Annotated in this window: 22 protein-coding genes; 8 read left to right on the forward strand and 14 right to left on the reverse strand. The window is 68.3% G+C overall.

The features are described from left to right. Positions 1 to 32 precede the first annotated feature (32 nt). From ACNPNP_RS01910 to ACNPNP_RS01935, 6 genes are read right to left on the reverse strand one after another with little or no spacing between them, the layout of a single operon-like run. The gene (locus ACNPNP_RS01910; RefSeq protein WP_448964376.1) at positions 33 to 539 is read right to left on the reverse strand and encodes a glycine cleavage system transcriptional repressor; all 507 of its coding nucleotides are present in this window, start codon (positions 537 to 539) and stop codon (positions 33 to 35) included. A gap of 18 nt (positions 540 to 557) precedes the next feature. After that, positions 558 to 1,619, reverse strand: a complete 1,062-nt coding sequence (gene cds1, locus ACNPNP_RS01915) for an L-cysteine desulfhydrase Cds1 (RefSeq protein ID WP_448964377.1) — start codon at positions 1,617 to 1,619, stop codon at positions 558 to 560. 22 nt (positions 1,620 to 1,641) lie between these two features. After that, positions 1,642 to 1,929 (reverse strand): hypothetical protein, encoded by a 288-nt coding sequence (locus tag ACNPNP_RS01920; protein ID WP_448964378.1) that lies wholly within the window; start codon positions 1,927 to 1,929, stop codon positions 1,642 to 1,644. 30 nt (positions 1,930 to 1,959) lie between these two features. Continuing rightward, on the reverse strand, positions 1,960 to 2,793 hold the full coding sequence (locus ACNPNP_RS01925) for a GntR family transcriptional regulator (protein ID WP_448964379.1): 834 nt from the start codon (positions 2,791 to 2,793) through the stop codon (positions 1,960 to 1,962). Beyond that, positions 2,794 to 3,192 carry a D-ribose pyranase gene (rbsD, locus tag ACNPNP_RS01930; protein ID WP_448964380.1) on the reverse strand — a complete coding sequence of 133 codons (399 nt, stop codon included), beginning with the start codon at positions 3,190 to 3,192 and terminating at the stop codon, positions 2,794 to 2,796. A 24-nt stretch (positions 3,193 to 3,216) separates the two neighbouring features. Continuing rightward, positions 3,217 to 4,161, reverse strand: a complete 945-nt coding sequence (locus ACNPNP_RS01935; protein WP_448964381.1) for a ribokinase — start codon at positions 4,159 to 4,161, stop codon at positions 3,217 to 3,219. A gap of 103 nt (positions 4,162 to 4,264) precedes the next feature. On the opposite strand from ACNPNP_RS01935, the gene ACNPNP_RS01940 reads away from it, so the two are divergent. Continuing rightward, positions 4,265 to 4,933: a transaldolase family protein gene (locus tag ACNPNP_RS01940; protein WP_448964382.1), complete on the forward strand. Its 669-nt coding sequence runs from the start codon at positions 4,265 to 4,267 to the stop codon at positions 4,931 to 4,933. Between the two features lie 20 nt (positions 4,934 to 4,953). On the opposite strand, the gene ACNPNP_RS01945 is transcribed toward ACNPNP_RS01940, so the two are convergent. Next, positions 4,954 to 5,652, reverse strand: coding sequence for a FadR/GntR family transcriptional regulator (locus ACNPNP_RS01945; protein ID WP_448964383.1), 699 nt, complete (start codon positions 5,650 to 5,652; stop codon positions 4,954 to 4,956). Between the two features lie 46 nt (positions 5,653 to 5,698). On the opposite strand from ACNPNP_RS01945, the gene ACNPNP_RS01950 reads away from it, so the two are divergent. Continuing rightward, positions 5,699 to 6,577, forward strand: a complete 879-nt coding sequence (locus ACNPNP_RS01950) for an amidohydrolase family protein (RefSeq protein ID WP_448964384.1) — start codon at positions 5,699 to 5,701, stop codon at positions 6,575 to 6,577. Between the two features lie 16 nt (positions 6,578 to 6,593). Here the strand turns inward: ACNPNP_RS01950 and ACNPNP_RS01955 are convergent, their stop codons facing one another. Together ACNPNP_RS01955 and ACNPNP_RS01960 are read right to left on the reverse strand one after the other, a co-directional pair. Then, positions 6,594 to 7,346 carry an SDR family NAD(P)-dependent oxidoreductase gene (locus ACNPNP_RS01955; RefSeq protein WP_448964385.1) on the reverse strand — a complete coding sequence of 251 codons (753 nt, stop codon included), beginning with the start codon at positions 7,344 to 7,346 and terminating at the stop codon, positions 6,594 to 6,596. After that, positions 7,343 to 8,203: a fumarylacetoacetate hydrolase family protein gene (locus ACNPNP_RS01960; RefSeq protein WP_448964386.1), complete on the reverse strand. Its 861-nt coding sequence runs from the start codon at positions 8,201 to 8,203 to the stop codon at positions 7,343 to 7,345. Before ACNPNP_RS01960 ends, ACNPNP_RS01955 begins: the two co-directional genes overlap by 4 nt. 125 nt (positions 8,204 to 8,328) lie before the next feature. Here ACNPNP_RS01960 and ACNPNP_RS01965 point away from each other — a divergent pair, with 125 nt between their 5' ends. From ACNPNP_RS01965 to ACNPNP_RS01975, 3 genes are read left to right on the forward strand one after another with little or no spacing between them, the layout of a single operon-like run. Beyond that, positions 8,329 to 9,624: an enolase C-terminal domain-like protein gene (locus ACNPNP_RS01965; RefSeq protein ID WP_448964387.1), complete on the forward strand. Its 1,296-nt coding sequence runs from the start codon at positions 8,329 to 8,331 to the stop codon at positions 9,622 to 9,624. Further along, positions 9,611 to 10,582 carry an aldo/keto reductase gene (locus tag ACNPNP_RS01970; protein WP_448964388.1) on the forward strand — a complete coding sequence of 324 codons (972 nt, stop codon included), beginning with the start codon at positions 9,611 to 9,613 and terminating at the stop codon, positions 10,580 to 10,582. The genes ACNPNP_RS01965 and ACNPNP_RS01970 overlap by 14 nt, the downstream gene beginning before the upstream one ends. Before the next feature lie 10 nt (positions 10,583 to 10,592). Beyond that, a complete protein-coding gene (locus ACNPNP_RS01975) occupies positions 10,593 to 11,012 on the forward strand; it encodes an RbsD/FucU family protein (RefSeq protein ID WP_448964389.1) in 420 nt (139 codons plus the stop codon). Between the two features lie 3 nt (positions 11,013 to 11,015). Here ACNPNP_RS01975 and ACNPNP_RS01980 read toward each other — a convergent pair whose 3' ends face one another. After that, the gene (locus tag ACNPNP_RS01980; protein ID WP_448964390.1) at positions 11,016 to 11,888 is read right to left on the reverse strand and encodes a sugar phosphate isomerase/epimerase family protein; all 873 of its coding nucleotides are present in this window, start codon (positions 11,886 to 11,888) and stop codon (positions 11,016 to 11,018) included. Between the two features lie 195 nt (positions 11,889 to 12,083). Here ACNPNP_RS01980 and ACNPNP_RS01985 point away from each other — a divergent pair, with 195 nt between their 5' ends. The 3 genes from ACNPNP_RS01985 (at position 12,084) to ACNPNP_RS01995 (ending at position 15,698) form a co-directional block, all read left to right on the forward strand. Then, positions 12,084 to 13,586, forward strand: coding sequence for a sugar ABC transporter ATP-binding protein (locus ACNPNP_RS01985; RefSeq protein ID WP_448964391.1), 1,503 nt, complete (start codon positions 12,084 to 12,086; stop codon positions 13,584 to 13,586). Then, complete coding sequence (locus tag ACNPNP_RS01990; protein ID WP_448964392.1) at positions 13,586 to 14,617, forward strand: ABC transporter permease; 1,032 nt, start codon at positions 13,586 to 13,588, stop codon at positions 14,615 to 14,617. Before ACNPNP_RS01985 ends, ACNPNP_RS01990 begins: the two co-directional genes overlap by 1 nt. A gap of 73 nt (positions 14,618 to 14,690) precedes the next feature. Beyond that, the gene (locus ACNPNP_RS01995; RefSeq protein ID WP_448964393.1) at positions 14,691 to 15,698 is read left to right on the forward strand and encodes an ABC transporter substrate-binding protein; all 1,008 of its coding nucleotides are present in this window, start codon (positions 14,691 to 14,693) and stop codon (positions 15,696 to 15,698) included. A 189-nt stretch (positions 15,699 to 15,887) separates the two neighbouring features. Here ACNPNP_RS01995 and ACNPNP_RS02000 read toward each other — a convergent pair whose 3' ends face one another. From ACNPNP_RS02000 to xylB, 4 genes are read right to left on the reverse strand one after another with little or no spacing between them, the layout of a single operon-like run. Then, on the reverse strand, positions 15,888 to 16,847 hold the full coding sequence (locus tag ACNPNP_RS02000; RefSeq protein ID WP_448964394.1) for a phosphotriesterase family protein: 960 nt from the start codon (positions 16,845 to 16,847) through the stop codon (positions 15,888 to 15,890). Continuing rightward, on the reverse strand, positions 16,847 to 17,773 hold the full coding sequence (locus ACNPNP_RS02005; RefSeq protein ID WP_448964395.1) for a shikimate dehydrogenase family protein: 927 nt from the start codon (positions 17,771 to 17,773) through the stop codon (positions 16,847 to 16,849). Before ACNPNP_RS02005 ends, ACNPNP_RS02000 begins: the two co-directional genes overlap by 1 nt. 10 nt (positions 17,774 to 17,783) lie before the next feature. Further along, complete coding sequence (locus tag ACNPNP_RS02010) at positions 17,784 to 18,734, reverse strand: NAD(P)-dependent oxidoreductase (protein WP_448964396.1); 951 nt, start codon at positions 18,732 to 18,734, stop codon at positions 17,784 to 17,786. Continuing rightward, the gene (gene xylB / locus ACNPNP_RS02015; protein ID WP_448964397.1) at positions 18,734 to 20,341 is read right to left on the reverse strand and encodes a xylulokinase; all 1,608 of its coding nucleotides are present in this window, start codon (positions 20,339 to 20,341) and stop codon (positions 18,734 to 18,736) included. The genes ACNPNP_RS02010 and xylB overlap by 1 nt, the downstream gene beginning before the upstream one ends. Positions 20,342 to 20,366 lie beyond the last annotated feature (25 nt).

The raw sequence follows: 20,366 nt of genomic DNA on the forward strand, positions 1-20,366 counted from the left end.
TAGGTACGAGGGGGCCCGGGTGGGAGGGGGCGTCAGGTCAGCGTGATGTCGACCTGAAGCTCGGAGGTGAGGCGCTCGAGGTCCGCGCGCAGCGCGTCGAGGTCTGCGGATGCCGGTACCTCGGCCGTCACCGACGCCTCGAACAGGCGGCCGCCGGCCATCGCCGCGTCCTTCGTCTCGGTGCCCATCTTCTCGATGCTGACACCGCGCGCCTGCAGCACCCCGGAGATCTCGCGGACGATGCCCGGCCGGTCGTTGCCGAGGATCTGCAGCGATATGGGCTGCGCAGCAGCGGGCACGGCATCCGTTCCGGCGTGCACGGCGACCGTGAGCAGACCGTCGAGGGCGCGCAGCGCCGACGTGAGGTGTTCCTGGTGCTCGGGCGTCACCGACACCTGGATCACTCCGGCGAAGACCCCGGCCAGTTCACTCAGCTGGCTGTTCTCCCAGTTGCCGCCGTGGGTGTCGACGACGTCGGCGACGGCCGCGACGAGGCCCGGGCGGTCGGATCCGGCGACGGTGAGGATCAGAGTGGTCATGCCGTCAGCGTAGCCGCGTCACGCGTCCCATGCGCCGGTCTCCAGGAAGCGGTCGAGCCTGGCCCGGTGCGGGGCGAGATCCCAGCCCTGGGATGCGACCCACTCGTCGGAGTAGTACGTGCCGGCGTAGCGGGCGCCGCCGTCGCAGATCAGCGTGACGACGCTGCCCTGGCGTCCGGCTGCGCGCATGCGCGAGATCAGCTGGAACGCGCCCACGAGGTTCGTCCCGGTCGACCCGCCCGCCCAGTGCAGGGTGCGCTCTCTGAGCAGGCGGATCGCGGCGATCGACGCGGCGTCGGGGATCTGCAGCATCTCGTCGATCACGCCCGGCACGAACGACGGCTCGACGCGGGGACGACCGATGCCCTCGATGCGGCTGGGCGTGCCGGTCGTGTAGTCGGCGGCGCCCGTGCTCCAGCCGCCGTAGAACGCCGAGCCCTCCGGGTCGACCACGGCCACCTTGGTGGGATGCTGGCGGTAGCGGACGTACCGTCCGAACGTCGCACTCGTTCCACCGGTGCCTGCGCCGACCACGATCCACTCCGGAATCGGATGCCGCTCGAGGGAGAGCTGGCTGAACACGCTCTCGGCGATGTTGTTGTTCCCGCGCCAATCGGTCGCCCGCTCGGCGTAGCTGAACTGATCGAGGTAGTGCCCGCCGCACTCCGATGCCAGGCGCTCGGCCTCGCTGTACATGTCGGGTGCGCGGTCGACGTAGTGGCAGCGGCCGCCGTAGAACTCGATCAGCGCGATCTTCTCCGGGCTGGTCGATCGGGGCACGACGGTGACGAAGTCGAGCCCGAGCATCCGGGCGAAGTACGCCTCTGAGACGGCGGTGGATCCGCTGGACGCCTCGACCAGCGTCGTGCCCTCGTTGATGCGCCCGTTCACCAGCCCGTAGAGCAGCAGCGAGCGTGCGAGGCGATGCTTGAGCGAGCCGGTCGGGTGCACGGACTCGTCTTTGAGGTAGAGGTCGATGCCCCACTCGAGCGGGAGGGGGAAGACGTGCAGGTGCGTGTCGGCACTGCGATTGGCGTCTGCTTCCAGCAGGGAGATGGCGGTGCTGGTCCAGGAGGTCATGGATCCGAGCGTAGCCGTGCGGTCAGACGGGGCTGTGCAGCGCGTGCGGATGCCCGGCGTCGAGCGCGGTGTCCGAATGCGAGGTCTGCGGTGCGGCCTGCAGCGAGTTGCTCCACGCGATCCCACCGGCGATCAGCCCGGCCAGAACGATCAGTGCCGCGATCACGAACACCCAGCGTCTGCGCTTCCGCTGCGGGCGGATGACCGGTGCCGGTTTCGTCAACGGTCCTGGAACCGGACTCGGGCGGGTGCTCAGGTCGGCCAGCGGCGGTGCGGGATCGTCGCGCCGGCGGGGCTGCTCTTCGACCATCATCGTCCCTTCCGAGGTGTGCGCACACCCTCAGAGAGAGACTGTACCGGCTCGCGACGCGCTGCCGTCGCCGTCGACGTGCAACAGCGACGCCTGCGACTGCTCCTGACGCAGCTGGAACTCGAACCGCGAGCGGTCGCCGCGGTGCAACGCGATGAAGTACTCGATCGGCATCCCCTGCTCATCGCGGCTGATGCTGCGCAGCCGCAGCAGTGCGGACCCGGCGCTGACATCCAGCTGCTGGGCCTGATCGTGGGTCGCCACGGTCGCCTCCGCCGAGCGCACACCGTCGGCAGCCCGGATGCCGTGCTCGGCGAGCACGCGGTACAACGATGCCTCGGACAGGTCGACGCCGAGGGTGAGGGCGCCGACGGCATCCGGCATCCAGGTCGTCGACAGCGACCACGGCTCGCCGTCGACGTGGCGCAGTCGCTCCAGGGCCACGACGGGCGAACCGACGGGCACCTCGAGGGCTGCCGCGACGTCGGCGTCGGCCTCGGTGCGCTCGTGACGCAGGATGTCGCTGTGCACGTGCCCGCCGCGTCGTTCGACATCGTCGAAGAGGCCGATCAGGGTGTGCACGAGCGCCTCGCTCGTGCGAGGGCGCGACACGAAGGTGCCCTTGCCCTTGACCCGCTCGACGAGCCCTTCGTGCTCGAGCTGCGCGAGCGCCTGGCGCACGACCGTGCGCGAGATGCCGTACCGCTCGCACAGCCGGTGCTCACCGGGCAGCGGATCGCCGGGCTGCAGCCCGTCTCTGGTGATGCCGTCGATGATCAGTTGACGCAGCTGGTCGTACATCGGCGCGGCCGAATGCCGGTCGATCGTGTCGGTCGGTGCGGGTCGGGTCGCCGGCGTGGTCATCTAGTACGCCACCCCCGCGTGCAGGATGACGTTGGCGTACGGCGTGAACTCGCCCGAGCGCACGAAGGCGCGTGCGCCGTGAGTCAGCTTCTTGAACTCGATGTGCGGCACGAGTTCGATGTCGATGTGCGGCAACCGCTCCCGCAGCCCCTGCAGCACCTCTGGGCTCCGTTCGGCGACTTCGGCGGACACCGTCGCGCCCTCGACGACCATCTCGGCGAGCACGGTGTCGAGCACATCGAAGAACGCGGGGGCGCCAGGGCGATAGGCCAGGTCGATCCGTTCGGATCCGGGAGGGATGGGCAGGCCGGCGTCGGTGACCACGAGCAGGTCGGTGTGGCCGGTCTCACTGATCACGCGCGAGAGCGCCGGATTGATGGTGGTCGAGGTCTTGCGCATCTCGGGCTCCTGATCTTCTGAGGGTCAGACTCTGGCCGCCAGGAAGGCGTCCACGTCCGCACGGACGGGCAGGCTGGGCGACGCGCCCTGTTTCGTGACGGTGAGAGCGCCGGCGGCCGTGGCCAGGCGCACCGCGTCGGTCAGTGAGGCGCCGTCGGCCAGGGCTGCTCCGAGGTAACCGGCGTAGGCGTCGCCGGCAGCTGTGGTGTCGACGGCTTCGACGGGCAGCGGCGGCACGAGTGCCGCTCCTTCTGCCGTGACGACGCACGAGCCCTGAGCGGCCAGGGTGATGACGGCGGCGCCGACGCCGTGGCCGAGGAACCACCGCCCGGCCTGCTCTGCGGTCGCGGCATCCCTCACCTCTATGCCGCTGAGCACCGACGCCTCGGTCTCGTTCGGGGTGACGATGTCGATGTTCGCCCAGACCTCGGCGGGCAGCGGAGCCGCCGGGGCCGGATCGAGGATCACGGTCATGCCGAGTGCACGCGCCTTGGCGGTGATGTGCGCGGTCAGCGCGGACGGCGTCTCGAGCTGGGTCAGCAGCACGGAGGTGGTCGGCGCGAGCGCGTCGAGCGCCTCGTCGATCTGCGCGGTGTTCAGCTCGGCGTTGGCGAGCGGCACCATCACGATGTCGTTCTGCGCCGAGGCGTCGACACGGATGTGCGCGACGCCGGTCGGGCCGGGGACCGTGCGCAGATGCGTGAGGTCGACGCCGGCCTCCGTCAGGCCGTCGACCACCAGATCGTGGAAGAGGTCGTCGCCGACGCAGCCGACGAAACTCGTCAGAGCTCCGGCACGGCCGGCCGCCACGGCCTGGTTCGCACCCTTCCCGCCGAGCATCAGCGTGAACTGATCCCCGAGGATGGTCTCGCCTCGTGCGGGAAGGCGCTGGGAGAAGGTGGTCACATCCGCCGTGACGCTGCCGACGATGACGACGCCGTTGCGTCCTTCGGTGGATGGGGTGGTCATGGATCTCCTTCTGCGCGGCTCTCTTTGACAGGGGCCGAGTCCTGTCATTACATTAGCCGAACCCGAACTTGTAACGACAGGTTCGTCACAAGGAGTCGAACCCATGCCCCCTGCCGCCATCGCCCCGCGCCTGTACGTCGACAGCGCCGACATCGAACGGGTCTCGCGGCTGCTGTCGGCGGGAGTGGTGCACGGCGTCACCACGAACCCGACGATCCTCGAGCGCGGGGGCCGCACGGCGGCCGAGATCCCGTCGCTGTATTCGCAGTGGGAGGCGGAGGGCGCGCGGGAGATCTTCTTCCAGACCTGGGGAGCTTCGCGCGTCGACCTGCTGCGCAACGCCGACACGATCCGCGCGCTCGGCGACCGAGTGGCGGTGAAGGTGCCGGCCACGGCCGAGGGCTTCGCCGCGGCATCCCGTCTCGTCGCAGACGGTGCGAGCGTGCTGATCACGGCCGTGTACTCGGTGGCGCAGGCGCTCGCGGCGGCGAGCATCGGAGCGACGTACATCGCGCCGTATCTCGGACGGCTGCGCGACGCCGGTGTCGACGGCGACGCCCTGATCCCCGAGATGCAGGCCGTGTGCGCGGGAAGCGGCACGAACGTGCTCGCCGCGAGCCTGCGCTCGGCGGACGACATCGTGTCGCTGCGAACCGCAGGAGTGCCGTACTTCACCGCCGCACCCGACGTGCTGGATCAGGTGCTGCAGCATCCAGTCAGCGACAGCTCCGCTGCGGAGTTCGAGGCCGCGATGGGGCGGATCGAGGCGTAGCCGTCGCCTGCGAGCGGATGCTACGACTCGGCGCCGCTTTCGGTGACGGCCGCCGCCTGGCGGAGCCAGCGCTCGATGCCGGCGATGTGCGCGGTGGCCAGTGACGTGGCGAGGTTCGGGTCGCGCTGTGCGAGGGCATCGGCGATGCCGCGGTGCTCCGACAGGGTGCGCTCGACCGCGCCCTGCTCGGTGAGACCGCGCCAGATGCGCGCACGCACGGTCTGTCCGCTGAGGCTCTCGATGAGGCTGGCGAGATAGGCGTTGCCTGCCATGCGGACGATCTCGCGGTGGAAGCGGATGTCGTGCTCGACGAGGGCGTCGATGGAGACGTCGGTCTCGACGCCGTCCAGTTCGGCGTGCAGCGCGTCGATCGCCTCGGACGTGCCGAGCGTGGCGGCGAGCCCGGTCGCCTGGGACTCCAGCATCCGCCGCACGGCGAAGATCTCGAGCAGCGAATCGTCGTCGTGCATGTCGGCGACGAACGAGATCGCCTCGAGCAGAAGGTGCGGCTCGAGACTGGTGACGTACGTGCCGTCGCCGCGGCGCACATCGAGCACGCGGATGACCTCGAGGGCCTTCACCGCCTCGCGCATGGAATTGCGCGAGAGGCCGAGGCGCTCGGAGAGCTCCTTCTCCGGGGGGAGGCGGTCTCCGGGGGACAGTTCGCCGGACACGATCATCGCCTTGATCTTCTCGATCGCCTCATCGGTGACTGCCATTCCGCCATCCTAGCGATTGATCGGATGTCTGGGGCAGGATGGGGGAATGCGCGTTCTCGACTCACATCTGCATCTCTGGGACCCGAGCATTCTCACCTACCGCTGGCTGGAGGGTGATCTCGATGCCCGCTTCGCTGCCGAGGAGTTGCGCGCCGACAGGATCCAGGATGTCGACGGGGAGTCTGCGATCTTCGTGCAGGCCGATCCCGTCGAGAAGCAGGCGATCGACGAGGTGCGCTGGATCGAGTCGATCGCACTCGCCGCCGGAGTGGTCGGCATCGTCGCGGGCGCACGGCTCGATCGGAAGCGCACGCTCGGGAAGCATCTCGATGCCCTCGGGGCGTTCGAACGGGTCGTCGGCGTGCGGCATCTGCTGCAGGGTGAGCGGGACGGATTCGCGCGTCGCGCCGACTTCATCGAAGGCGTCGGTGAGGTGGCCGCTCGCGGCCTGACGTTCGATGCCTGTGTGCGTGCCCACCAGATCGGCGACGTCGTGTTTCTGGCAGAAGCTGTCCCGGATCTGCGTATCGTGCTGGATCACCTGGGCAAGCCCGCGATCGGCACCGAGGATGCACCGCTGCGGCCCAGCGCCGAGTGGATCCGAGATCTGAAGGAACTGGCCGCGCATCCGAACGTGTACGTCAAGCTGTCGGGTCTGCCGGCTGAATCGACCGGGATGATCGACGAGGACCAGATGGAACCGTTCCTCGACGTCGCCGCTGACGCGTTCGGCGAAGACCGGATGATGTGGGGCAGCGACTGGCCGGTGTCGTCCGTCGACACCAGCAGTCCCGACGCCACCGTGTACGTCGAAGGCAACCGCGACGACTGGTTCCACACGCTTCACGGCTGGGCGAAGGCGCGCGGGCTCGACACCGAGAAGGTGTTCTGGTCGAACGCGCTCGCCTTCTACGGCATCCGCTGACCTCGACCCCCCGCCCTTACGCGGGACGCGGACGCAACTGCGCCATGCCGCCGTCGACCTCGATGAAGGTGCCTGTCGTCGAGCCGGATGCCGGAGAAACCAGATACAGCACGGCGCCGGCGACCTCGTCGGCCGAGACCAGCCGGCCGTGGGGCTGGCGGGCCTTCAGCGCGGCGCGCTCAGCGGCGGGGTCGGCCGCCGAATCGAGCAGGCGCCCCACCCACGGGGTATCCGCCGTGCCGGGGTTCACGGCATTGACGCGGATGCCCTCGTGCAGGTGGTCGGTCGCCATCGCTCTCGTGAGCGCCGAGACGGCGCCTTTCGACGCCGAGTACAGCGCGCGCTGCGGGAGGCCAGTGGTCGACGCGATGGATGCCGTGTTGCACACCGCTGCGGCGGGCGAACTGCGCAGCCAGGGGAGGGCGGCCGCGGTCACGCGTGCGATGCCGGTGACGTTGACCGACAGCACCCGTGCCCATTCGCCGTCGTCGTTCGCGCCGATGTCGCCCTGGGCGCCGATGCCGGCGTTGTTGATCACGATGTCGATGCGACCGAACTTCTCGGCGACGGCCGCCACCGCAGCATCCACGCTGGCCCGATCCGAGACGTCGGCAGTGAACGCAGCGAAGCGCTCGTCTGCGCCCGACGTGTCGCGGTCGAGCACGGCGATCTGCGCACCGTCGGCGTGCAGCCGTGCGGCGATCGCGGCGCCGATGCCCGAGGCGCCACCGGTGACGATCGCGACGAGGCCCTCCAAGGTGCCGTTCATCGGGTCGCCTCCCATGCCACGAAGTTCTGCCGCTGGTGACCGAGGCCCTCGATCTCGATCTCGACGACATCGCCCGCCGTCAGATACGGGTACTTGCCGGACAGCGCCACGCCCTGCGGGGTGCCGGTGAGGATGAGGTCGCCGGGCTCAAGCGTGACGTACTGCGAGAGGTGGTGCACGATCGTGCGCACGTCGAAGATCATGTCGGACGTGTTCGAGTCCTGGCGGGGTTCGCCGTTCACGAAGCTCTTCAGATTCAGGTCGTCCACATCGACCTCGTCGGGGGTGACCAGCCAGGGGCCGGTGGGATTGAATCCAGGCGCGATCTTGCCCTTCGACCATTGTCCGCCGGAGACCTCGATCTGGAAGGTGCGCTCCGACACGTCGTTCGCGACGACGTAGCCGGCGATGTGGGCGTCGGCCTCCTCGGTGGAGTCGAGGTAGGCGGCACGTGCCCCGATGACGATGCCGAGCTCGACCTCCCAGTCGGTCTTCACGCTGCCCCGTGGGATCGTCACATCATCGTTCGGCCCGACCACGGTGTTCGGTGTCTTCAGGAAGATGATCGGGATCGTCGGCGGCTCCGAGCCGGACTCCGCGGCGTGCGCGGCGTAGTTCATGCCGATGCAGATGACGGCGCTCGGGCGTGCGATCGGCGCGCCGATGCGGAGATCCGCTGCGCCCTCGAGCTCAGGGAGCTCACCCGCGGCGTGCGCAGCGCCGACGCGTGCGCGGAAATCTCCGGCGAGGAAATCACCGTCGACATCGGATGTCACGGGCCGTAGATCGAAGTGACGATCACCGTCAACCAGGACGGGAATCTCGGATCCAGGGGCGCCAAGCCGCGCGAACTTCATGGTTCTCCAGCCTCTCGGGGAAGCCGCCGTCCGGCGGCACGTCTGATTGACAGTATAGACATCCGATGTTTACACTCCAAAGGATCCGTGCAGAATCTTCGTGCTGCACGAGGAGAGGAATCCCCGTGAGCCGCGTCGTCGCACTCGACACCACCGACATCCGCTTTCCCACGTCATTGAGCCTCGACGGTTCAGACGCGATGAACCCCGATCCTGACTACTCGGCGGCGTACGTCGTGATCCGGACCGACGCGGGCGACGGTGTCGAGGGCCACGCGTTCGTGTTCACGATCGGTCGAGGCAACGACGTGCAGGTCGCGGCGATCGATGCGCTCGCCGGTCACCTGGTCGGCCGCGAGATCGAGCCGCTGCTGGATGACATGGGCAGCACGTTCCGCGACATCGTCGGCGACTCCCAGCTGCGCTGGCTCGGCCCGGAGAAGGGCGTGATGCACATGGCCATCGGTGCAGTGATCAACGCGCTCTGGGACATCAAGGCCAAGCGCGCCGGCCTGCCGCTGTGGCAGCTGCTCGCACGAATGACGCCGGAGGAGCTCGTCTCGCTGGTCGACTTCCGCTACCTCACGAACGCGCTCACCCCCGAGGATGCGCTCGAGATCCTCCGCGCCGGCGCGGAGGGACGGGAGGAACGCGAGGCCGAGCTGCTGGCCACCGGCTACCCGGGCTACACCACGAGTCCGGGCTGGTTGGGCTACTCGGACGAGAAGCTGGAGCGGCTCGCCCGCGAGGCACTGGCCGACGGCTTCACGCAGATCAAGCTCAAGGTCGGAGCCGACCTCGACGACGACATCCGCCGGTTCCGCAAGGCCCGCGAGGTCGTCGGCCCCGACTTCCCGATCGCGATCGACGCCAACCAGCGCTGGGAGGTGTCGGAGGCGATCGAGTGGGTGAAGGCGCTCGCGGAATTCCATCCGACCTGGGTCGAAGAGCCCACCAGCCCCGACGACATCCTCGGTCACGCAGAGATCGCCAGGGCGATCGCCCCCATCCGCGTGGCCACGGGTGAGCACGCGCAGAACCGGATGATCTTCAAGCAGCTGCTCCAGGCGAACGCGATCGAGGTCATGCAGATCGACGCCGTGCGCGTCGCCGGTGTCAACGAGAACATCGCCAACCTGCTGCTCGCCGCGAAGTTCGGCGTCCCGGTCTGCCCGCACGCCGGCGGCGTCGGGTTGTGCGAAGCCGTGCAGCATCTGTCGATGTTCGACTTCGTCGCCGTGACGGGCACCCGCGAGGGGCGACTGATCGAGTTCGTCGATCACCTGCACGAGCACTTCGTCGTGCCCACCGACATCCAGGGCGGCTCGTACATGGCGCCGACGGCTCCGGGCGCCAGTATGGAGATGAAGGCGGAGACCGTCGCGAAGTACACCTGGAAGGGCGCGCATGTCATCGACTGAGCTGCAGCTGCCGACGCTCGGCTACGGTGCCGCGAACGTCGGGAACCTGTTCCGAGAGCTCTCCGACGACGAGGCATGGGCGGTGCTGGATGCCGCGTGGGACAGCGGGGTGCGCTACTACGACACCGCGCCGCACTACGGCCTCGGACTCTCGGAGAGACGCCTCGGCGCGTTCCTGCAGACCAAGCCGCGAGACGAGTTCGTGCTCTCCACCAAGGCCGGGCGACTCCTGCGGCCGAACCCCGACCACGACGGCGGCCTCGACATCGCGCATGACTTCTTCGTGCCGGACGACCTGCAGAGGGTGTGGGACTTCTCGGATGCCGGCATCCGCGCGTCGCTCGACGAATCCCGCGAGCGACTCGGGCTCGACCGGATCGACCTCGTCTATCTGCACGACCCCGAACGTCATGATCTCGACCTCGCACTGGCGGAGGCCTTTCCATCGCTGGAGGCGATCCGCGCCGAGGGCGGCGTACAGGCGATCGGTGTCGGATCGATGACGGCGGAGGCGCTGGCGCGTTCGGTGCGCGAGGCCGACCTCGACATCATCATGGTCGCCGGGCGCTACACGTTGCTCGAGCAGCCGGCCGCGACCGAGGTGCTGCCTGCATGCCATGATCGCGGCACGGGAATGGTCGCGGCATCCGTCTTCAACTCCGGCCTGCTCGCGAAAGCCGAGCCGACGCGCGACGGCCGCTACGAGTACGGCGGCGTGCCCGACGAGATCTGGGACAGGCTGCAGCGCATCGTCTCCGTCTGCCGTGCGCACGAGGTGCCGCTGCCTGCGGCGGCCATCCAATTCCCCCTGCGCGACACGGCGACCCGGTCGGTCGTGCTGGGCAGCTCACGTCCGGAGCAGGTGCGGCAGAACGCCGAGCTCGCAGCCCTCGCGATCCCGGACGACTTCTGGGCAGAGCTCGTCGCCGATGGGCTCATCCCGGCCACCACTGACTGAGGAGGAACCGATGCTCGAAGGAATCAATCCGCTGCTCACCGGCGAGATGCTGCTGCACCTGGACCGCATGGGGCACTCGGATGCCGTCGTGATCGCGGATGCGCACTTTCCGGCCTGGGCGCTGGGGGAGCGCGTGATCGATCTGCCGGGCACGACGACTCCCGAAGTGCTGGCGGCGATCCGCACCGTGATCCCTCTCGACGATGCGCCAGGCCTCGACCTGATGGAATCCGCCGACGGCGAGGTGCTCGACGTGCAGCAGGAGCTCATGCATGCCGCGGGCACGACCGTCGAGTCCACCCGGTTCGTCGAACGCTTCGCGTACTACGAACTCGCCGCGCCCGCGTACCTCATGGTGCGCACCGGCGAGACCCGCAAGTACGGCAACGCGCTGCTGCGCAAGGGCGTCGTCGGGCACGCCTCCGTGTAGGGATCAGTGCCGATCGATGGTCTCGACCGCGTGCAGTGCATCGCGGATGAACCGGTTCGCGTGCGCGGCGAGATCGTCAGAGTCCTGCCAGAGGTTGCGCCAGATGCCGAGCGTGTTGCTGAGCTCGGCGCTGACGACAGCCGACGAGAACGACTCGAACACGACAGGTCCGTCATAGGCGACGTCGTGAAGGGCGCGGAAGAAGGTCGCGAAGTCGACTGTGCCGGTGCCGAGGTAGCCGCGATGACTGTCACCGATGTGCACGTAGCCGAGCTTCCCCGCCTTCGCGACATCGTGGACGGGCTGGAAGAAGTCCGATTCCTCGATGTTCATGTGGTACGTGTCCAGGTGCACGCTGACATCTCCTGCGACGCCGTCGAGGAAGGCGAGCGCGCCGCGACCGGTGTTGAAGACGTTCGATTCGTAGCGGTTCACGACCTCGAGCGAGAGGCGAATGCCGCGTGCCGCGGCCGTCGATGCCAGTTCGGAGATCGCCGCGCGGCTGTTCTCGATGCCCTTCGCGGTGGTCGGCGCCATGTACTTGCCCATCGCCGAATAGATCACGCCGCACAGCACGGCGCCGCCCATGGTCGCGACGTGGTCCAGGCAGCGGTCCAGCATCGCGACACCGGATGCGACGACCGCGGGATCCTCGCTCGTGAGGTCGGTCGCAGGCGTCAGCCCGAGCGATGCCGTCACCGCGAGGCCGTTGTCCTGCAGCATCCGCGAGGCCAACGCGGAGTCGAAGCCCGCGGCATCCATCAAGGGGATCTCCACGAGGTCGAAGCCGGCCGTCCTCGTGCCCTCGATCGCGCGCCGCAGGCCCGCCTCGTCGAAGGTTCCGGTGAAGACCAGTCCGTGCGCGCCGATGAGCATGTGGGCTCCTCTCTCCTGCGCTCGCGCGCATCCGTGACGAAGTTGTTATTACAGGTCTAGCATGACAGCACGCGGATAGGTACATTTAGATACAACTTGCGTCAGAGCCGATGCTGATAGACAATTGATCCGATGTTTGATCGGATTCCCGTACAGGGGAGTCCGCCCCCGACCTTCAAGGAAGCAGGTGAGTACATGAGCGATCCCATCCTCAGGGTGGAAGGCATCAGCAAGGGCTTCCCCGGTGTCCAAGCGCTCCAGGATGTGCACCTCGAAGTGCACTCCGGCGAAGTGCTCGTGCTCGTCGGCGAGAACGGTGCCGGAAAGTCGACGCTCATGAAGATCCTGTCGGGGATCTACACCCGCGACGAGGGCACGATCACCTTCGAGGGCCAGGAAGTGGAGCTCACCAGTCCGCTGCAGGCGCAGCAGCTGGGCATCACGATCATCCATCAGGAACTCAACCTGATGCCCGATCTCACGGTGGCGCAGAACATCTACATCGGCCGGGAACCCACCTCGGCGCTGCTGCTGTCGGAGCGCCGGCTGAACAGGCAGACCGCTGAGCTCCTGCAGCGCCTGCACATCGATCTCAACCCTCGCCGGCTCGTGGGAGAGCTCACGGTCGCCGAGCAGCAGATGGTGGAGATCGCCAAGGCGCTGTCGTTCAACGCGAAGGTGCTCATCATGGATGAGCCGACGTCCGCACTGACGGACAGCGAGGTCGAGACTCTCTTCGTGCTCATCGAGCAACTCAAGGCGAGTGGTACCGGCATCGTCTACATCTCGCACCGCATGGATGAGCTGCGTCGTCTCGCCGACCGCGTCTCCGTGCTGCGAGACGGCCGATACATCGGATCACTGGAGAAGAGCGAGATCAGCGTCCCGAAGATCATCGAGATGATGGTGGGGCGCGTGATCGACGAGGGAACCCGCCCGGAGGCACGTGAGCACCTCGGCGACCCTGTCGTGCTCGACGTGCAGGGCCTCACGACGAAGACACTGCTGAAGGACGTCTCCTTCCAGCTCCACAAGGGCGAGATCCTCGGGTTCGCCGGGCTCATGGGCGCAGGTCGCACCGAGACGGCTCGGGCCATCATCGGTGCGGATCCCCGAGATGGCGGCGTCATCCAGGTCGGCGGTCGCGCGGCGCGGATCAGCCAGCCGGCGGATGCCGTGAAGCTGGGCCTCGGCTACCTCTCGGAAGACCGCAAGCGCCTCGGCCTGATGCTCGAGCAGAGCGTCACGTTCAACACGGTCCTCGCCTCGCTCGACTCGTACGCGAACGGCATCGGCTGGATGGGCGACAGCAAGGCGAAGCAGCGCACGAAGGAGTACGTGCAGCAGCTGCGGGTGAAGACCCCGTCGGTCAACCAGGTCGTGAAGCTGCTCTCGGGCGGTAACCAGCAGAAGGTCGTCATAGCCAAGTGGCTCATGCGCGACTGCGACATCCTCATCTTCGATGAACCGACCAGAGGCATCGACGTCGGTGCCAAGGAGGAGATCTACCGGCTCATGCAGCAGCTGGCGGATGCCGGGAAGTCGATCATCGTCATCTCGTCGGAGCTGCCCGAGATCCTCCGCGTCGCGAACCGCATCGCCGTGTTCGCGAACGGTCGCATCACCGGAACCCTCCGCAACGAAGAAGCCAGCCAGGAGAAGATCATGCAACTCGCAGCCCACGGGGAGGAAGACTGATGAGCACCCCAGAACAGTCCGGATCGACGACGACCGTCATCCAGCAGGCCGTGAACGAGAACACCGACAAGCGCGACACCCGTGCGTTCCTCAAGCGACAGGTGCAGCAGTCGCTGGCCTTCGGCACGCTCGTCGTCCTGCTGATCTTCTTCTCTCTCGCGAGCCCGAACTTCTTCACGTTCAGCAACATCGCCTCCGTGCTGCTGTCGACAGCGGTCATCGGCATCCTGGCCCTCGGCACGACGTTCGTCATCATCACCGGTGGTATCGACCTGTCGCTGGGAACGGGCATGGCGCTGTGCTCGGTCATGACCGGCGTGTTCATCACGAACATGGGGCTGCCGGTCTGGATCGGCGTCATCGGCGGCATCGCCACCGGTGTGCTGATGGGGCTGATCAACGGCTTCAACGTCACGTTCCTGCGGCTGCCGCCGTTCATCGCCACGCTCGCGATGATGATGATCGCCGGCGGACTCGCCCTGGTGATCTCCGGGGTCGCGCCGATCTACTTCTCGACTTCGGCACCGGACTTCAAGCGGATCGCGCTCGGCGCGATCATCCCTGGCATCCCGAACGCCGTGCTGATCACCGCCGTGCTCGCGATCATCGCGTTCCTGGTGCTCTCGAAGACGCTGCTCGGCCGATACACCTTCGCGATCGGCTCGAACGAGGAGGCCACGCGGCTGTCGGGTGTGAACACCCGGCGCTGGACGATCTTCGTCTACATGTTCGCCGGCGCCTTCACCGGCATCGCCGGCGTCGTCATCGCCTCCCGCCTCGACTCGGCGCAGCCGCAGATCGGAACCGGTTACGAGCTGCAGGCGATCGCCGCGGTCATCATCGGCGGCACGTCGCTGCTCGGCGGACGCGGCTCGATCATCGGCACCGTGATCGGCGCCCTCATCATGAGCGTGCTCGTCAACGGCCTCAGCATCCTGTCGATCCAGACCGAGTGGCGCAACATCGTCGTCGGCGTCGTCGTGCTCCTGGCGGTCTTCCTCGACTCGCTGCGCAACCGCCAGCGAACCTGATCCTCTCCCTCCCTATCCCTATCCACCACAGCGCCGACCGTGAGGCCGGCATCCACAGAACAATGGAGTTTCCATGCGATTTGGCAAGAAGACCGCATTCGCGGCACTCATGGCCGCATCCGCGCTCGTGATGGCGGGCTGCGCAGGCGGCGGCGACATCATCGAAGAGGGCGGCACCGACGGCGGGGGCGGAGGCGCCGGCGACGGCGAGATGTACATCGCGCTGGTGTCGAAGGGCTTCCAGCACCAGTTCTGGCAGGCCGTCAAGACGGGCGCCGAGCAGAAGGCGGAGGAGCTCGGCGTCGAGATCACCTTCGAAGGCCCAGCGGCCGAGACCGAGATCGCGCAGCAGCTCGAGATGCTCACGACGGCGATCGACAAGAACCCGGATGCCATCGCCTACGCCGCCCTCGACCCAGAGGCCTGCGTCGCTCCGCTCGAGCAGGCGAAGTCGAAGGACATCCCGGTCGTCTACTTCGACGCCCCGTGCAACGGCGACGTGGGCCTGAGCCTCTCCGCGACCGACAGCAAGGTCGCGGGAGCCCTGGCCGCAGAGCACATGGCAGAGCTGATCGGCGGAGAGGGCGAGGTCGCCATCGTCGGCCACTCCCAGATCAACTCGACCGGTGTCGAGCGCCGTGACGGCTTCGTCGAGAAGATCGAGGCGGACTACCCGGACATCGAGATCGTCGACATCCAGTACGGCGACGGCGACCACCTGAAGTCGGCGGACATCGCCAAGGCCATGATCGCGGCGCACCCTGACCTCAAGGGCATCTACGGCACCAACGAGGGCTCTGCCATCGGCGTCGTGAACGCCGTCGGCGAGCTCGGCCTCGAGAAGGGCAAGCTCACCATCATCGGGTTCGACTCCGGTGCGGCGCAGATCGAAGCCATCAAGAACGGCACGATGGCCGGCGCCATCACGCAGGACCCGATCGGCATCGGCGAGCAGGTCGTCCAGGCGGCCTTCGACGCGGCCAACGGCGACTCCGTCGAGGAGTTCTACGACACCGGCTCGTACTGGTACGACGCCACCAACATGGAAGACCCCGACATCGCGGCGGTCCTCTACGAGTGATCTGACGTCTGAGTCAGACGGCCCCTCGCCTTCGGGTGAGGGGCCGTTCTCGTCGCGGAGGTGTGACGGGTGGCGGAGGTTGTCACGAGTGACGGAGGGCTTCGCCGGATCTCTCCGAGCAGCGTCGCACCCTCCGACGTGCGTAACGGGAGGGATGCCGGCGCGGGCACGCCCGAGCCGCGGGGATGCTCAGCCGAGGTCGAGCAACCGGGCGGGGTTCGCGACCAGCATCCGCTCCACGGCATCCGCGCCGACGAGCGACCGCAGCCGCGGCAGGTAGCGGTCACCGAGATAGGCGAGGCCGGGCATGCCGCCGTATGAGATGTAGCGGGTGCGGCGGGCGACGTCGCCGCCGAGCAGGATGCGATCCGCACCTACCTGAGACACGACCTGCTCCGCCAGGGCGAGCAGCTCGGCATCCGACCGTGTGCGCGGTCGCGCGAAGCCGTCATATCCCAGGTACGCACCGCGCTCGGCGAGCGAGGCGTGCAGACCGGCATCCGGGTCCCGATCGGCGTGCGCGAGGACGACGCGATCGGATGCCACGCCCTCCGCCGCGAGCAGATCGAGCACCTCGTGGGCGGCGGTGCAGAACTCCAGGTGCACCATGATCGGCGCGTTCGTCGAGCGGTGCGTGGCGGCCAGCGCCTCGAGCGTCGTGCGCTCGAACGGACTGATCGACCAGTAGCCGATGCCGCCCTTGAGGATCCCCGCGCGCACGGGAGCACCCGTCGGGGTGCGGGCGATCCGCACGTCAGGGCTTTCGAAGATCTCGCCGTCGTCGGCGACCATGCCGGTGGTGACGTCGGAGACGAAGAGCGCGGCGAGCTGCTCGGCCGTCCACACCTGCATCGGATGCTCGTCGCCGTAGTGCGCTTCGCGGTGCCGTCCGGTCGTGGCGACGATGTGCAGACCGGTGGATGAACTGATGCGCGCGACCGCCTCGGGGTTGCGGCCGAGGCCGAATGGTGTGGCGTCCACCATCGCGGCGAAGCCGCTGCCGTGCAGCAGGGCAGCCTCCGCGCCCGATGCGTCCTCGTCGTCCAGCTCGTCGCCGGGCAGCAGCGGCGTGACCTGGAACAGGTGCTCGTGGTAGTTCGTCGCCCCGAGCAGGGCCGGGTCGATGTCGCCGAGGACGGTGCGGATCATCAGCGCGCTGCCTCGGCGGCCTCCGCGAGCTGCTCCACGATCTCGGGGGTGAGGGTCAGCTCGAACACGTCGGCGACGACCTGCGACCAGCCGTGGATGAAGTAGCGCCACCCGTCGACGACATGCAGTCCACGGGCAGCCTCCTGCGCGCGTGCCTGGTGCAGGAACTCCAGCGAGCCGCGGTAGTTGAACTCCCACGCGTACGCACGCTCGGGGAAGACGACGTCGTCCGGCAGGGGAGAGCCGGGACGGTCCTTGCCGAGCCCGGTCGCGTTGACGATGAGCGATCCGGGAGGCGCGGCGGCGACGATCGCGGCGGCATCCTGCGGCGTATCAGTGCGCACGTACTCGATGAACCCCTCCCTCGTGCCGTGCTGGCGGTGCACCTCGCGCAGGTGCTCGAGCTTGGCGTCGCTGCGGGCGGTCACGATCACCCGCGAAGGGGCGTCCACTCGTTCGGCCAGGGCCCAACTGAGCGCGGTGCCCGATCCGCCCGCCCCGAGGATGACGACCTCTGCGCCGGTCGTGGTGAAGTGGTCGGCCGGCAGGAAGTCGTCCAGCGCGAGATCGACCGTGATCGGATCCTTCGCGCGGCCGGACAGTCGCTCGCCGCGCTTGGCGATGCTGGAGATCTCCGAGCACGAGACCGCGAACGGGTCGAGCTCGTCGAACAGGTCGGACGCCGAGGCGTACACGTTCATCTTGTGCGTGGTGACCAGCGCGCCTCGATGGTGCGGATCGTCGCGGATCTGTTCGACCAGCGCGCGGTACTGTCCCGGCGCGGCGTCCATCGGCAGATCGTGCCCGATGAGCCTGCGGGTGGGCAGCCCCAGGATGTCGGCCCACAGCGGGAAGACCTTCATGATCGACGACGAGCCGGTGGTGACACCGACGAAGCCCATGTAGTCGGACGATGCAGTGGTCATGCGAGGCCTTTCAGCGAGTGACGGGGTGGGCGGGCGCGCGACCCGCGAGGACGGCGAGCACGTCGTCGAGCGACATCGAGCCCATGTTGTCGACGGCCTGCGTGGTCTGCGCTCCCAGATGCGGGGTCACGATCACGCGCTCCGCGAGGTCATCGGCGAGGAGCGCGCTGGCGGATGCCGCGGTGTCGCCGTCGAGAGTGTCGGCGGCGTACCCGGCGAGCCGGCCGGCACTCAGCGCAGCCGCAAGGGCCGTCTCGTCGACGAGGTCGGGGCGCGCGGTGTTCACGATGATCGTGCCGGGCCGGATGCCGTCGAGCCGGTGCGCATCGATGAGACGCTGCCCGCCCGGCGCGTGAAGAGTGATGAGGTCGGCGTCGCGGAACAGTTCGTCGAGTCCGACGGGGACAGCGCCGAGTTCGCGGATGCGTGCTGCCGGCAGGAACGGATCCGAGGCGAGAACGCGCGGACCGAAACCGCTCAGCCGTTTCGCGACGCCCTGACCGATACGGCCGAAACCCACGATGCCGACGGTGGCGGCGCCGAGCTCGCGGCCGCGGCGGACGCTCCAGTCGCCACGGCGCACGCGCCGGTCGCCGTCGGGGATGCACCGGAGTGCGGCGAGCATGAGTCCGATGGCGTGGTCGGCGACGGCATCCGCGTTCGCACCCGGGGTGTTGGTGACCAGGATGCCGCGGGCCTCAGCAGCGTCGAGATCGACCGCTTCGGTGCCGACGCCGTAGCGCGCGATGATCTTGAGGTTCGATGCGACGTCGAGGTGCGCGGCGGTGACTGGGCCGGTGCCCGCAATCCAGGCATCCGCTGCCTCGAGCAGCGGGGCGAGTGTCTGGAGCTCGTGGTGCGCCGGTCCTCGGACGATCTCGTGCCCGGCATCCGTCGCTCGCGCGACGAGATCGATGTCGCCGTCCGAGAAGGAGCGGCTGGTGGCGAGGATGATGCCCATCAGACTGCGCCGCGGTCGGAGTCGGCGGGTACGGATGTCAGAACGGAATCACGGATGTCGGTCGATTCCGTCGATTCCGACCGACGACTGTGCTTTTCGACTGACAAGTGTCCCGCCGAACCGGGCGCGGCGGCGAACCAGGGCGCCAGAGCTTCGTAGGCAGCCGTGAACCGGGCATGCCGGGCGGCATATGCGCCGTGGCGTCCGGCATCCGGAACGAACTCGGCCGTCACCTCGCTGAGTCCGCGTGCGGCCGAGAAGTCGGCGAGGCCGAGTCCGACTGCAGCAGTGACCGCGGCCCCGAGGCTGTTCGCCTCTTCGACGATCGTGCGCCGTCGCACCGGTACGCCCCACACGTCGGCGAGGACCTGCAGCAGCGCGTCACTCTGCGCGCCGCCGCCGACCGCGTCGATGCGGTCGATCGTCGCGCCCGACTCGCGGAAGGCGTGGATGCTGCTGAGCAGGTTGTAGCCGAGACTCTCCAGCACCGCGCGCACGAGGTGCTGACGGGAGTGGTGGCGACCGATGCCCACGAAGGCACCACGTGCGTTCGGATCCCAGATGGGGGAGCGCTCGCCGAGAAGATACGGCAGGAAGTACAGGTCTTCGGTGTCGAGATCGCCGCCGGCTTCTGCGGCGAGGCGCGCGGTGTCCGGATGCTGCGGATCGGGCGAGAGCGCCTCACTGATCCACTGGATCGACGCGCCTCCGGCCTGCATCGTCGCGGTCGGCACGAACGAACCGGGGACGACGTTGTCGAACGTGAAGGTGCGCATGCGCGCGTCGATCAGCGGCGCGTGCGAGGCGAACGAGATCCACGACGACGTGCCAAGGCACACGTACGCGCCATCCTCCGGCGCGACGATGCCGGATCCGACGGCGGCCATCGGGCCGTCGCCGCCACCCATCACCACGCGCACGCCGGTGTGCAGGCCGAGGGCGTCCGCCGCGGCATCCGTGAGCGTCCCGGCGATCGCCGTGGAATCCAGGATCTCGGGGAACAGCGAGCGGTCGAGGCCGGCTGCGGCCAGCACCTCGTCTGACCAGTCGCCGGTCTGCTGGTCGTAGGCGTTCGTGCCGGAGGCGTCGGAGCGGTCGGTCGCCAGGCGCCCGGTGAGGCCGAGCACGATGTAGTCCTTGGCGACGCAGAAGCGGCGTACGCGCGACCAGACGTCGGGTTCGTTGTCCCGCACCCACATGATCTTCGAGATCGAGTACGTCGGGTTGAGTCGATGGCCGAGCAGCCGGTACGCGTGCTCGGCGCCCAGCACCCGCTCCAGTTCGCGCTGTTGAGCGCCCGAGCGGGTGTCGGCCCAGATGATCGCCGGACGCGCGGGGCGTCCGTCCGCGTCGAGCAGCACCGCTCCCATCATCTGTCCGCTGACGACGAGTCCCTGCACCTCGGTCGAGTCGGTCCCCGTGCGCGCGAGCAGCGCACGCGTGGCGGCGGCGACGGCATCCCACCAGTGCTGAGGATCCTGCTCGGCGACGCCGCCCGCTGCGAAGTGCGCCGGGTATCCGACGGTGGTCGATGCGATGAGACGGCCGTCGGCGTGGTGCAGCGAGGCCTTGTCGCCGGTGGTGCCGAGGTCGTGCGCGATGATCACAGTTCGTGCCTGCTTCGTTGGTTGC

Source organism: Microbacterium xerophyticum, assembly GCF_053543555.1.